This is a genomic window from Nocardia sp. KT25-26 (assembly GCF_056627695.1).
This window is the reverse complement of sequence record NZ_CM152813.1, coordinates 2,703,667-2,718,678: the sequence shown is the minus strand read 5'-3', so window position 1 is coordinate 2,718,678 and position 15,012 is coordinate 2,703,667. Positions and strand designations below refer to the sequence as shown.

2 protein-coding genes are annotated in these 15,012 nt (G+C 71.5%); both read right to left on the bottom strand.

Annotated features, from left to right (window positions below; genetic code table 11):
* Positions 1-65: 65 nt before the first annotated feature.
* Positions 66-1,055: an ATP-binding cassette domain-containing protein gene (locus tag AC1HFH_RS12270; RefSeq protein ID WP_480247569.1), complete on the bottom strand. Its 990-nt coding sequence runs from the start codon at positions 1,053-1,055 to the stop codon at positions 66-68.
* Complete coding sequence (locus AC1HFH_RS12265) at positions 1,052-14,740, bottom strand: amino acid adenylation domain-containing protein (protein WP_480247568.1); 13,689 nt, start codon at positions 14,738-14,740, stop codon at positions 1,052-1,054. Before AC1HFH_RS12265 ends, AC1HFH_RS12270 begins: the two co-directional genes overlap by 4 nt.
* Positions 14,741-15,012: the final 272 nt, after the last annotated feature.

Genomic DNA, 15,012 nt, shown 5'->3' with positions numbered 1-15,012 from the left:
GGTGGCCGGCGGGGTCGGCGCCGCGGCCGGGGCGGCGTCGTCCGGGGCGATGCCGGGGGCGGCAGTCACGACAGGATCTCCTCTTGCACATCGTCGGAATCCGGTTCCGGTGCCGGGGCGGCCGGGGTGCCGGTGAGGGACAGGAACACATCGTCGAGGGTGGGCCGCACCACGTTCGCGTCGAGCACGCAGACGCCGGCGTCGTCGAGCCGGCGCAGCGCCTCGACCATTGTCCGGGAGCCGTTGCCGACCACCACCGAGACGTCGTCGGTGCCGGGTTCGTGCAGTGGTTCCCCCACGCCGACCTGGGCGAGCACCGACATCGCCGGCTGTGGGTCCTGGCCGGTGGCCAGGGTGACGGTGAGCCGGTCGCCGCCGATGGTGGTCTTCAGTTCGTCGGCGGAACCGCGGGCGATCACCTTCCCGCGGTCGATGACGGTGATCCGGTCGGCGAGCAGATCGGCTTCCTCCAGGTACTGCGTGGTGAGCAGCACCGTGGTGCCGTCGTCGACGAGGTCGCCGATGACCTGCCACATGTCCAGGCGCCCGCGGGGGTCCAAGCCGGTGGTCGGTTCGTCGAGGACGACCACCGGCGGCCGGGCGACGAGGGCACCGGCCAGGTCCAGCCGGCGGGCCATTCCGCCGGAGTAGGTCCCGGCGCGGCGGCCGGCCGCGTGCTCGAGGCCGAGTGCCTGCAGCAGTTCGTCGGCGCGGGCGGTGGCGGTCCGGCGGGACATGCCGTAGAGCCGCGCGACCATCCGCAGGTTCTCGTATCCGGTGAGGTTGGCGTCGATGGCGGCGTACTGCCCGGACAGTCCGATGCGGGTGCGGGCGGTGGCCGGGTCGGCCAGCACGTCCACTCCGGCCACCCGGACCGTTCCGGCGGTGGGCCGGAGCAGGGTGGTGACGATCCGGACGGTGGTGGTCTTCCCGGCACCGTTGGGACCGAGCAACCCCAGCACTGTTCCGGCCGGGATCTCCAGATCGATCTCCTCGAGCACGCGCACCTTGCCGTAGTGCTTGACCAGGCCGCGGACTTCTACCGCGAGGCTCACGGATGCATCTCCTTCCGGCCGCTGCCACACGCGCTGACCGCCCGGCCCGCCGCGAGCCGGTGGCCGAGCACCGGTCCGATCACGGCGAGGGCTTCCGGGGTGGTCATGGCGGCGTGCCGGCAGGGCAGGTCGTGGTTGTGGACGGTGCCGGTGACGTAGGGCTGCCAGGATCCGGCCCGGCGGGCCGGGTCGGCGGCGTTGACCTCGTCGTCGGCGGCGGTGAAGAACAGGATGTCGCCGTCGAACACCCGGGGCCGGAACCGGTTGGCCATCATCGTGCCGTCGGCGTAGCCGGTGTAGAGCCGTTGCAGGTGGTCCACGGACAGGGCGGCGAACGGACCTTGCTGGGCGCGCAGCAGGTCGGCGGCCTCCTGCAGGTCCAGGTCGTCCGGCAGCGGCGCACCGTCGAGCAGGTCGGCACCGAACTCGCCGAGGATGTCGGCGACGCTGGGCATCGCCTCGTCGAGCCACCGGTCGCCCAGCTGGTAACTGTCCAGCAGCGCGAGCAACTCGACCTCGGCACCGTCCTCCTGCAGCTGAACGGCCACCTCCTGTGCGATCAGGCCGCCGAGCGACCAGCCGAGCAGGTGGTACGGCCCGTCGGGCTGGACCGCCCGGATGTGGGCCACGTACTGCGCGGCGGCTTCCGGGATCGTGGTGAACCCGTCCTCGCCGGCCACATGCGGCGCCTGCAAGCCGTAGACGGGCCGCTCCGGCGGGAGGTGACCGAGCAGCCCGGCATAGCACCAGGACAGGCCGATCGCGGGGTGGATGCAGAACAGCGGCCGGTCCTGCGGACCGCGGGCGGCCCGCAGCGGCAGTACCGGCTGCAGGGCCGCAGCCACGGCCGCACCCGCGTCACCGCCGTCCAGCCGGGCGGCGATACCGGCCGGGGTGGCGTCCCCGAACATCAGCTGGACCGGGAGTTCGTACCCCCGTTCGCGCAGCGCGGCAACAACCTTGGTGGCCAGCAGCGAGTTTCCGCCGAGCTCGAAGAAGCCGTCCTCGGCGCCCACCCGGTCGACACCGAGCACCGCCGCGAAGGCATCGCACACCGCCATCTCGGCCGGTGTCACCGGCGCCCGGTAACCGTGCGCGGCGCCGAACACCGGTTCCGGCAGCCGGGTCCGGTCCAGTTTGCCGACCGGGGTCAGGGGCACCTCGTCGAGCAGCATGATCGCCTGCGGCACCATGTAGTTCGGCACCTGGCCGGCCATGTGCTCGTGCAGTTCCGGGACGGCGGGGGCCGTGCCTGCGCGCGGCTTCACATACGAAACCAGTGCCGTCGCACCGGCCTGGGTGCGGTGCCCGACGGTCAGGGCGAATTCGACCTGCGGGTGCCGGGCGAAGGCCACATCGATCTCGCCCAGTTCGATCCGGAAGCCGCGCACCTTCACCTGATGGTCGGTGCGGCCCATGTGTTCGGCTTCGAGACGGCCGGCCCGCCCCGGCTGCCAGCGCACCAGGTCGCCGGTGCGGTACATCCGGCTACCGGGCGGACCGTACGGATCGGCGACGAACCGCTGCGCGGTCAGGCCGGGCCGGTTGTGGTAACCGCGGGCCAGCACCGCACCGGACAGCTGCAGTTCGCCGGTCACCCCGACCGGGGCAGGATGCAGTCGCCGATCGAGAACCGTAGCCGCGACACCCCGGATCGGGCTGCCGATGGTGATCGGCTCGTCCGGCGCCATCGGAGTCGGCATGAAGGTGACGATGGTGGTCTCGGTGGGGCCGTACACGTTGTAGAAATTGCGGCCCGGTGCCCACTTCGCGAGCGTGTCCGGCGGCAGTGCCTCACCACCGACCAGGATGTGCGCGAGTGAGGTGACACCGGCCGGGTCGACGGTGCTCATCGCCGCAGTGGTGATGAATGCGTGGGTGATCCGCTCCCCGATCAGCACCTGCCGCAGGTCCTCGCCGCCGACCACACCGGGCGGGGTGAGTACCAGGGTGGCGGCCCCGCCCAATGCGAACAGCAGTTCCAGCATCGCGGCATCGAAGCTGGGGGTGGCGAAGTGCAGGACCCGGTTCCCGGGCCGCACGTCGTAGCGTTCCGCGCATTCGGCGGCGAAGTTCGACAGGCCACCGTGGTGGACCACCACGCCCTTCGGGGTGCCGGTGGACCCGGAGGTGTAGACCACGTAGGCCGGGTTGTCCAGGCGCAGCGGGCGGACCCGGTCCGCGTCGGTCACCGGGGTGTCGGGCGCGGCCAGCACCCCGGCACGGGTGGCCGGGTCGTCGAGCACCAGCCATTCGGTGTCGCCGGGCAGATCGTCGCGGTGCGCGGTGAGGGTGAGCCCCACCTCGGCACCGGAGTCGGTCAGCATGTGCCGGATCCGGGCGGCCGGGTAGGTCGGGTCCACCGGGACGAACGCCGCCCCGGCCTTGCTCACCGCGAGCATGGTGGCGACCGATTCCACCGAGCGGGCGATGCCCAGGGCCACCAGGCTCTCCGGGCCGATGCCGCGGCCGATGAGCACTCGGGCCAGCCGGTTGGTCCACCGGTCCAGCGCGTCGTAGGTGACCACGGTGTCGCCGGAGCTCAGTGCGACTGCGCCCGGGGATACGCCGGCCGCGGCGGCGAAGACCTCGGGCAGGGTCACCGGGGTGGCGGCCCGGGTGCCCCGCACCGGTGCGAGGTCGGTCCATTCGGCGGCGTCCAGCAGGGCCAGGTCGCCGACGGCGGTGCTCGGGTCGGCGGCGATGGCGGTCAGCAACCGGACCAGCCGGTCGCCGAGCAGTCGGGCGGTGCTCGCGTCGAACAGGTCGGCCGCATAGTTCACCGCGACGGTGATTCCGCCGGCGGTCCGGTCGGCGTCGACCGTCTCGGTGAGGGTGAACTGCAGGTCGAACTTCGCCATCCCGGTGTCCGGGTCGATCGTCTCGATCCGCAGATCGGGCAGTTCCACCGAGCGCACCGGGTTGTGCTGCACCGACAACATCACCTGGAACAGCGGGTGATGGGCCTGCGAGCGGGCCGGGTTGAGCACCTCGACGAGCCGCTCGAACGGCAGGTCCGCATTGGCGAAGGCGTCGAGGTCGCGGTCGCGCACGGTCCGCAGCAGGTCCAGGAAGGTGACGTCGATATCGACCGGGGTCCGCAGCACCAGGGTGTTCACGAACATGCCGATCAGGCCGTCCAGGGCCGGGTGCCCGCGCCCGGCGGTGGCCGTGCCGACCGCGATGTCCGAGGTGCCGGTGACCCGCTGCAGCAGGACGGCCAGTGCGGCGTGCAGCACCATGAACGTCGTGACGCTGTTACCCGCCGCGATCGCCTGCAACGCCCGGTGGGTCACCGGATCCACGGCGCATTCGACGGTGCCGCCCCGGTAGGACGGAACCGGTGGCCGTGGCCGGTCGCCGGGGACGGCGAGCAGTTCCGGCAAACCGGCGAGATCGGCGCGCCAATGGGCGAGCTGACGGCTGATCACCGAGTCCGGATCGTCCTCGCTGCCGAGCAGCTCCTGCTGCCACAGGGTGTAGTCGGCGTACTGGATCTCGGGGGCGGTCCCGTCGGCCGGTGCACCGGCCCGATGGGCCCGGTACGCCGCGGCGACCTCGCCGGCGAGCGGCTGCAGGGACCAGCCGTCCATGGCGATGTGGTGCACGACGAGGACGAGTACGTGCTCGTCGGCGGCGGCGACCAGTTCCCCGGCAGCGGCCTGCCCGGCCGATCCGGGCTCCCCGACCGTGATCAGTGCGGCCCGCATCGGCACCGAGGTGGACAGGTCGAATCCGGGTGCGGCGAAGCGGGCCACGGCGGCCGCTACCTCCGCCGGCGCCGACATCGCATGGAACACGGTGACCGCAGCGATCTCGGGGTCCAGGACCAGCTGCTCCGGCTCGCCCGCCGCATCCGGGAAGACCGTGCGCAGCGTCTCGTGCCGGCGCTGCACCGTATGCAGTGCCGCGACCAGGGCGTCCAGATCGACGGTGCCGTGCAGACGCAGCACCACCGGGATGTTGTAGGCGCCGGCGGCACGACCGGCCGATTCACCCGGTAGCTCGGTGGCGGTGTTGAACCGGTTCAGGAACCACAGCCGCCGCTGGGCCGCCGACAGCGGGATCCGGGCGGGCCGATCCCGGCGAACCAGGTCCGGGCGGTCCCCCGCCCCGGACGAGTCGGTGTCGAGCAGCGCCGCGATCTCCGCGACGGTCGGCGCGGTGAACACCGCCCGCACCGGCAGCCGCGCGGCACCGGCCGCGGCCAGCCGGGCGACCAGCTGGGTGGCCAGCAGCGAATTGCCACCGATATCGAAGAAGCTGTCGGTGGCCGACACCACATCGGCGCCGACGAGTTCCGACATCACCCGGGCCACCAGGCGTTCGGCTTCGGTCCGTGGCGCACGGCCCGCGGTCGCGGTGAACTGCGGTTCCGGCAACGCGGTCCGGTCGAGCTTGCCGACCGGGGTCAGCGGCACCCGATCGAGGAGGTTGAGCGAGGCCGGGACCATATGACCGGCCAGCCGCGCGACCGCGTGGTCGCGCACCCCGGCCAGTTCGGCCGGATCGGTCCCCGCGGCCAGCTGGACCCAGGACACGATCCGGTCGTCGCCGGCGATCCGGCGGACCTCGGTGTGCGCGAACCGGACCTCGGGGTGGCTGCCGAGGACGGCGCTGATCTCCCCGAGCTCGATCCGGAAGCCACGCACCTTGACCTGGTGGTCGCTGCGGCCGAGGTAGTCCAGTTCACCGGCGGCCGTCCAGCGGACCACATCGCCGGTGCGGTACATCCGACTGCCGGGCGGACCGGCGGGGTCGGCGACGAACCGGCCGGCGGTGAGCCCGAGCCGGTTGTGGTAGCCGCGGGCGATCCCCGCGCCGCCCAGGTAGAGCTCGCCGGGGACGCCGGTGGCGACCGGCCGCAGTCGTTCGTCGAGCACCAGCGCCCGCGACCCGCGGACCGGCGTGCCGATGGCCACCGGCCGGCCCACCCGCAGTTCGGACATGGCGGCGATGACGGTGAATTCGGTGGGCCCGTAGGCGTTGACGAAACGCCGGCCCGGCGCCCACCGCTCCACCAGATCGGGCGGCACGGCCTCGCCGCCCGCCATCAGGCCGCGCAGCCGGGGCAACGGCCAGCGTTCGGAATCGACCGAGGCCAGCACCGCGGGCGTGAGGAAGGTGTGGGTGACCTGTTCCCGTTCCAGCAGTGCGCCCAACTCGTCGCCGCCGTAGACATCGGTCGGGCCGATCACCATCTCCGCCCCGGACCCCACGGCCAACAGCAGATCCAGCACGGACACGTCGAAGCTCGGGGTGGAGAAGAAGAAGGTCCGGGAGAAGCGGTCCAGACCCATTCGTTCCTGCAGGTCGACGGCGAGGCTCAACAGGCCGCGGTGGGTGACGGTGACGCCCTTGGGCAACCCGGTCGAGCCCGAGGTGTAGATCTGGTAGGCCAGATCGGCCGGCCGCACCGGGCGGACCCGCTCGGTGTCGGTGATCGGTGCGCCGGCGTAGCCGTCGAGTTCGGTCTGCATCTGCGGGTCGTCGAGCAGCAGCCACTGGGTGTCCAGCGATCCGGCGGCCTCGCGCAGCGCGGCTTCGCTCGACCGGACGGTGAGCACTGCGCGGGCTCCCGCGTCGGTGAGCATGTGCCGGACCCGGTCGGCCGGATACCTGGGGTCGACCGGGACGAAGGCGGCACCGCTGGCCGCGACCCCGAAGATGGCGAGCGCACATTCCAGCGACCGGGTCAGGCCCAGGGCGACCCGGTCCCCGGTGCCGATACCGCGGGCGATCAGCGCCCGGCCCAGTCGATGCGCCCGCCGCGCGACCTCGGCGTAGTCGAGGTCCCCGACGGCTCCGGCCGCGCTGCCGCCGGCGAACCAGCGCAGTGCGGGCCGGTCCGGGAACCGGGCGGCAGCGGATTCGATGATATCGGCGAGGACGACCGGGGTGACCGCCGCGGGACCTTTCGCGGGGACCAGTGCCCGGCGCTCGGCGACTGTGAGCGGGTCCAGTTCACGTACCGGCTGCCGCGGATCGCCGGTCACCTGGATGAGCAGCCGGGTGAACCGGGCCGCGAGCGTCTCGATGGTGGTGGCGTCGAACAGTTCCGCCGAATAGACGAACTCGAACCGGTGCCGGCCGCCGTCGGTGGGCGCCACCCGCAACTCCAGGTCGAACTTGGCGCGGGCGATATCGAGTTCCTCGGCGGCCAACCGCAGACCCGGCAGTTCCAGTTCCGGTGTGCGCTCGTCCTGCATGCTGAGCGCGACCTGGAAGAGCGGGTGCCGATTACTCGCCCGGCTGTCCCGGCCGAGCGCGTCGACCACCCGCTCGAACGGCAGATCGGCGTGCGCGATCGCGGCGAGTTCGGAATCGCGGTCGGCGTGCAGCAGTTCGGTGAAGCTGCGGTCCGGATCGACATCGGTGCGCAGCACCAGGGTGTTGACGAACATGCCGACGAGGTCGTCGAGCTGGATATCGGTGCGGCCGGCCACCGGGGTCCCGATGGGAATGTCACGTCCGCCGGTGACCCCGCGCAGCAGGACCGCCAGAGCCGAGCGCACCACCATGAACAGGCTGACTCCGGCATCCCGGGCCAGTTCGGCCATGGCGTCCTGCAGCGGTCCCGGGACCGTGCAGGTCACGGTGCCGGCCAGGCCGGTCGGTTCGGCCGGGCGGGGCCGGTCGAACGGCAGCGGCAGTTCGTCGGGCAGATCGGCGAGCGCCGCGCGCCAGTAGGCGAGCTGGGCACCGGCGATGCTGTCCGGATCGTCGTCGGCGCCGAGCACCGTCCGCTGCCACAGGCTGAAGTCGGCGTACTGCACCGGCAGTGGATCGCGTACCGGCTCCGTCCCGTCGGTCCGGGCCAGGTAGGCCAGGGCCAGATCCCGGGTCAGCGGACCGAGCGACCAGCCGTCGGCGGCGATGTGGTGCACCACGACACCGAGCAGATGGACCCGGGGTTCGATGCGCAGCAGCTGGGTGCGCAGCGGTATGTCCCGGGTGAGGTCGAATCCCTGACGCGCGAGATCGGTCAGCTCGGTACGGGCCGAGCGGTGATCGGCAGCCGGGCGGACAGCCAGCGCCGGAACGGCCTGTGCGGTGGGCAACACCACCTGCTGGGCGCCTGCGGTGTCCTCCGGGTACACGGTGCGCAGCACTTCGTGGCGTTCGACCAGGTCGGTCAGGGCCGCCTGCAGGGCGGGTGTATCCAGATCGCCATCGATCCGCAGGACGAATGCGATGTTGTAGGCGCTCGACTCGGGGGACAATCGGTTGAGGAACCACAGCCGCTGCTGCGGCAGCGACAGTGGTACGCGTCCCGGGCGCGGGGTGTGTACCGCCAGCGCCACCCGCTGCGTCCGGGGCGCATCCGTGATCAGCGCGGCGATCCCGGCCACCGTGGGCGCTTCGAAAATCTGCCGAACCGGCAGTTCCACTTCGAATTCCGCATGCAGCGCGGCGGCCAGCCGGGTGGCCAGCAGGGAGTTGCCGCCGAGGTCGAAGAAGCTGTCCTCGGCGCCCGGGCGGTGCCCGAGAATCGCGGCGAAGACCGCGGCGACCCGCATCTCCAGGTGGGTTTCCGGCGGCCGGGACGGGCCGGACGTGCGGAACTGCGGCGCCGGCAGCGCCTTGCGGTCGAGTTTGCCCGCCGGGGTGATCGGCATCCGGTCCAGCACGGTCAGGGCGGCGGGCACCATGTAGCCGGGCAACCGGTGCCGGGCCCGGTCCAGCACTTCGGCGGGTTCGATCGGCTCGTCGGCCGTGACATAGGCAGCCAGCCGGTCGCGGCCTTCGCCGTCGGTGTGCACCACGGTGCAGACGGACCGGACGCCGGGGTGCTCCCGCAGCACGTGGTCGATCTCGCGGAGTTCGATCCGGAAACCGCGGATCTTCACCTGATCGTCGGCACGGCCCAGGAAGCGCAGCCGGCCGGTGGCGTCGGCGACCACCAGATCGCCGGTGCGGTACATGCGCTCGCCGGTGCGCCCGTGCGGATTCGCCACGAATCGCTGCGCCGTCAGCGCGAGCCGCCCCAGGTAGCCCCGGGCCAGGCCGGGACCGGAGACATACAGCTCCCCCGGAGTTCCGGGCGGCACCGGATGCAGCCGCGCATCGAGCACGAACAGCCGCATACCGCGGACCGCGCCACCGAGCGGGACCGGCAGCCCGGGCGTCATCGGGGCGCTGGCCGTGATGGCGACCGTGGCTTCGGAGGGCCCGTACATGTTGTGCATGCGATAGTTGCCCGCCCAGGCACCGACCAGCTCGTCGGAGCAGGCTTCGCCGCCGACCAGCACGGTCTGCAGATCCGGGAAGTCCTCGGCCGGTACGGTCGCCAGCGCCGCCGGGGTGATGAAGGCGTGGGTGATCCGTTCGGCCCGCAGGAAGCCGGCCAGTTCGGCGCCGCCGTACAGGTCACCGGGAGCGACGACGACGGTGGCCCCGGCCGCGAAGCCGAGCAGCAGTTCGAGCACCGAGGCATCGAAGCTGGGCGAGGAGAAATGCATGGTCCGGGCGGTATCGGTGACCCGGAACAGCTGGGTCTGCTCGCTGGCCAGTGAGGCGATACCCGCGTGTGTGACGACGACGGCCTTGGGTTTTCCGGTGGATCCGGAGGTGTAGATCAGGTAGGCGGGCTGGCCGGGACGCATCGGGTGCCGGCGTTCCCGGTCCTCGATCGGACCGGCCGGCTGTGCGGCGCAGTCGGCATCCAGTTCGGCCGATCCGAAGGTCAGCCAGCCACCGGCGCGGTGGTGCCGACCGGCCGGCCGGCCCGGCAGCACATCGAGGTATTCGGGCCGGGTCAGACCGAGCGTGGCACCGGAGTCGGCGACCATATGCGCGATCCTGTCCGGTGGATAGGCCGGATCCACGGGCACGTATGCGGCGCCGGTCTTGGCCACCGCCCACACAGCGAGCACCGATTCCAGGCCGCGCGGCAGCGCGATCGCCACCACCGCTTCGGGTCCGGCGCCCTGCCCGATCAGGACGCGGGCGAGGCGGTTGGAGCGTTCGTCCAGTTCCCGGTAGGTGGTGTCGTTTCCGTGGAATCGCACCGCCACCGCGTCCGGGACGCGCTGCGCGGTGTCGGCCAGCAGCTGGGCCAGCGTCTGTGGTGGTTCCGCGGGTGCCCCGGCGAGCGGAACCAGCCGCGCCGTCTCGCGTCGGTCGAGCAGCTCGAGGTCGCCGATCGGCGCCTCGGGTGCCGCGACGGCGGCGCCGAGGATTGCCGTGAACCGGCGGGCGAGCGCTTCGACGGTGGCCGGGTCGAAGATGTCGCGGGAGTACCCGAACTCGGCGTGCAGCGCGCCGTCGCCCGGCGCCTCGTGTACCTCGAGCTGCAGGTCGAATTTGGCGACTGCTCCGGTGACCGGGACGACGTCGGCCGTGAGACCGGGCATCGTGACGACCGGATCGTCGGCCCGGTCGTAGGACAGCATCACCTGGAACAGCGGATGCCGGGCGGCCGAGCGTTCCGGGTTCACCACCTCGACGAGCCGCTCGAACGGCACATCGGCATTGGCGAATGCGTTCAGGTCGGTTTCCCGGGCCACCTCCAGCATCCGGTCGAATCCGGCCGTGAGATCGACTCCGGTGCGCAGCACGAGCGTGTTGACGAACATGCCGACCAGGTCGTCGAGCGCCGGATCGGAGCGGCCCGCGATCGGGGTGCCGACCGCGATGTCGGTGCTCGCCGACACCCGGGCCAGCAGTGCGGCCAGGGCGGCATGCAGCACCATGAACATGCTGACCCCGTGCCCGGCGGCGAGAACGGCTGCCGCCCGCCGGATTCCGGCGTCGATGGTGAATTGCACGGTACCGCCACCGGCGGTGCGCCGCCGCGGGCGCGGCCGGTCCAGCGGCAGATCGAGCTGCTCGGGCAGCCCGGCGAGGGTGGTGCGCCAGTGTGCGAGCTGACGGCTCAGCGCGGCCGCCGGGTCGTCCTCGTCGCCGAGGAGTTCCCGCTGCCAGAGGGCGAAGTCGGCGTACTGCACCGGCAACGGTTCCCACTGCGGCGCACTGCCCGCGGCCCGGGCGGCCAGCGCTGCGGTCAGGTCGCGGGTCAGCGGTACGACCGACCAGCCGTCACCGCTGATGTGGTGCAGCACGACGACCAGCAGGTGGTCGTCCGCGGCGAGGCGGTACAGGGCCACCCGCACGGGAGTGTCGGTCCGCAGGTCGAATCCGCGGCCGGCGAATTCGGCGGCCAGTTCGACCGGATCGGCCTCCGGTGCCGGAATCGGGTCGATCTCGCCGAGGGTGCTGCCCGCGGGATGAATGTGCTGGCACGGGCCGTCCGGTCCGTCCGGGAAGGTGGTGCGCAGGCTCTCGTGCCGGGCGATCACATCGGTCAGCGCGGCCTGCAGGACGGCCGGGTCGAGGGGCCCGCGCAACCGCAGTGCCAGCGGCATATTGTAGGCCGCCGCATGTTCGGCGAATCGGTTCAGGATCCACAGCCGCTGCTGCGCGAGCGACAGCGGTACCCGGTCGGGCCGCTCGGCCGGGACCAGTTTCGGCGAGGACGTGTGCGGGGTGTGCGTGGCGAACAGTTCGACCAGATCGGCGATCGTCGGTGCCTCGAACAGATCGCGGATGGTCAGTTCCGCACCGAGTTCCGCATTGATCCGGGCCACCATCCGCGCCGCGATCAGCGAGTTGCCGCCCAGGTCGAAGAAGCTGTCGTCGACGCCGAGCTGCTGGGTCTCGTCCAGCACCAGCACGTCCGAGATGATCTCGGCGAGCAGGCATTCCAGCTCGGTCTGCGGCGGCGCGGCGACGCCGGTGGTGTGCCGGACGCCGGCGGCGGGAGCCGGCAGGGCCGCGCGGTCGATCTTGCCGTTGGGGCCCAGGGGCAGTTCCGGCAGGGCCACCAGCGCGGCCGGCACCATATAGGACGGCAGGTGCCGGCGCAGCGCAGTGAGCAGCGCAGCCGTGTCGGGTTCCGGTGCACCGGGAGCGGCGACCACATAGCCGACCAGCTCGTCGTCACCGGTGCGGCCACGGCGCGCGATGCAGACTGCGCGGGCGATGTCCTCGTCGGCCAGCAGAGCCGCCTCGATCTCGCCGAGCTCGATCCGCAGGCCGCGGATCTTGACCTGGAAGTCGGTGCGCCCCAGGTACTCGAGCACACCGCGATCGTCGATCTTCCAGCGCGCCAGGTCACCGGTGCGGTACATCCGCTGCCCGGTGCCGAACGGGTCGGCGACGAATCGGTCCGCGGTCAGGTCCGGCCGGTTCAGGTAGCCACGGGCCAGTTGCATGCCGGACAGGTACAACTCACCGACGGCCCCCGGCGGAACCGGGCGCAGCTGCGGGTCCAGCACATAGGTCTGGGTGTTCCATACCGGTGACCCGATCGGCACGCTGTCGGTGACGGTATCGCACGGCCAGTAGGTGACGTCGACCGCGGCCTCGGTGGGGCCGTACAGGTTGTGCAGTTCGGTACCGGCCAGGACGGCGTGGAAATCGGCCACGGTGGCCGCCGGGAGCGCTTCGCCACTGCAGAACACCCGCCGCAGGCCCGCTCCCCCGGACACCTGCGGGTCGGTGACGAACAGCGACAGCATCGAGGGGACGAAATGCGCGGTGGTGACCCGTTTCTCGGCGATGGTGCGGGTCAGATAGGCAGGATCGCGGTGCCCGCCAGGAGCCGCCACGACCAACCGGGCCCCGACCTGCAACGGCCAGAAGAATTCCCAGACCGAGACATCGAAGGTGGCCGGCGTCTTCTGCAGCACCACATCGGTGCCGTCGAGGGGGTACTCGTGCTGCATCCAGCGCAGGCGGTTGACGATCGCGCGGTGCGGTACGCCGACCCCCTTCGGGGTGCCGGTCGAACCGGAGGTGAAGATGACGTAGGCCTGATGTTCCGGCCGCAGCGGCGCCCGCCGGTCGGCGTCGGTGACCGGTACGGCCGGGTAGGCGCCGAGGGCGGCGGTATCGATCGGGTATTCGGGGGTGCCGGCCGGCAGTTCGGGCCGCGCGTCGCCGTCCGCCGCCGCGGTCAGCACGCAGACCGGCGCGGCCTGGTCCAGGACCGCGGCGAGCCGGTCCACGGGGTGTTCCGGATCCATCGGCAGGTAGGCGGCACCGGATTTGATCACGGCGTACATGCCGACGACCAGCTCCACGCTGCGGTGCAGGCACAACGCGACGGTCTGCTCGGGCCCGGCGCCGCGGGCGATCAGGGCCCGGGCCAGCCGGTTGGCGCGCTCGTCCAGTTCGGCATAGGTCAGTGTCGTGGTGTCGAATTCGAGGGCGACCGCGTCGGGCCGGGCCCGCACCTGCCGGTCGAACTCACCGGCGAGGGTGCCGTGCGGCACCGGCATCGCGGTGGCGTTCCACTCGTGCAGCACGGCACGCCGCTCCGCCTCGGTGATCGCGCACAGGGTCTCGGCACGCGCCTGCGGGTCGGCGGCCAGGAACCGGCGCAGGAAGTCGAGATAGCGGGCATGGTGGACGGCGACCTCGGTGTCCCCGTACAACTTCGGGTTGGCCTCGAAATCCAGGTGGATGCGGCCGCCCTTGCCGTTGTACAGGTTGATCGACAGATCCTCGACGGGGCCGGTGGCGAGCACGTGCAGCGAACCGGTGAGGTCGCCGAACTTCAGCTCGTCGTGGAACAGCATGATGTTGACCATCGGGCCGAAGAAGCCGCGGGCGTCGCGCGAATAGCCGCAGTCGCGGCGGATGTCGTCGTGCCGGTAGCGCTGATGCCGCAGTGCGCCGGTGATCTGCAGTTCGGTCTGCCGCACCACATCGGCGACCGTGGTGTGCGCATCGAAACGCACCCGGAGCGGGACTACGTTGGAGACCACACCGGCGGAGCGGCGCAGCGCCACCGTGGTCCGCGCGGAGACCGGCAGACTGAGCACCACATCGGGGTCGCCGGTGACCGAGCGGACATAGGCGGCGAGCGCGGCCACGATCAGGGCCGAATTGGCCGAGCCGAGGGTATCGGTGGCCCGGGCGAGCAGATCGGTGCCCTCGTCGTCGAGGAGGGCGGTGGCCAGGCGGCGACCGGCTGCGTTGGTGTCGCCGACCGCCGCCACGGTGGACAGGCTGGCCGGTTCGCCGGCGCCGGCCAGCTGCTCGAGCCAGTAGTCCCGATCGGTCCGGAAGCGCCGGGATTCCCGGTACCGAGCCTCCTCGGCGTAGAGCTCGGCCAGCGGGGCCGCCCGGGACACCGTCGGTTCCTCGTGCCGGGCGAGGGCGGAGTAGATCTCGGCGGTGCGGGTCAGCGCGTTCATCGCGCCGTAGCCGTCGATGACGATGTGGTGGCCGCGCTCGTACCAGAAGTAGTCCCGGTCGCCGATGCGGAGCACGACGTTGGTGGTGAGTGGATCACGCTCCATATCGATGGGTGAGCCGGCGTGTTCGTGCATCCAGGCCAGCGCGGCCGCCCGCGGGTCCGGCTCGTCCCGCAGATCGATCCGGGCCCAGCCCGGCCGCCAGGACAGGTCGACCTGCTGATGCGGCACTCCGTCGATCTCCCGCAGCCGTACATGGCCGACCTCGGTCTCGGCACCGAACCGCTCGATCGCGTAGAGCAGCAGGCCGACGTCGAGGTCACCGTGCAGTTCGACGTAGTGGGCGATGGTCAACGGGACATCGGGCTGGATGCGCTGCGCGTACCAGAGGGCGGTCTGCGCGGGAGACAGCGGGAACGGTTGGCCCGGATCTTCGCCGGTGGCGCACGAATCGACGTGATCGGTGGCCAGAGACCTCATCAACTACTCCGTTCTGCCGCAAGATGTCCGCAACTCCCCGAGCAACACCCGGGCGACGAGCACACGTCGGCCCTGGGCGTGGATGTCCACGCCCATTGATTCGGAGCCCCACGACAGCCGGATGGCTGTCGGTTTCGATTTATTTCGAGCCGAACCGTGTTGTCAGCAGGCCACTTTCACCGGTTACAGCTCCGCAAATGGGACAAAATCGGCTGCGCCACGGTCGCCACCGCGGTCCACTACCTGTCAGGTGTCGGGTCTTCGCGCTCGTT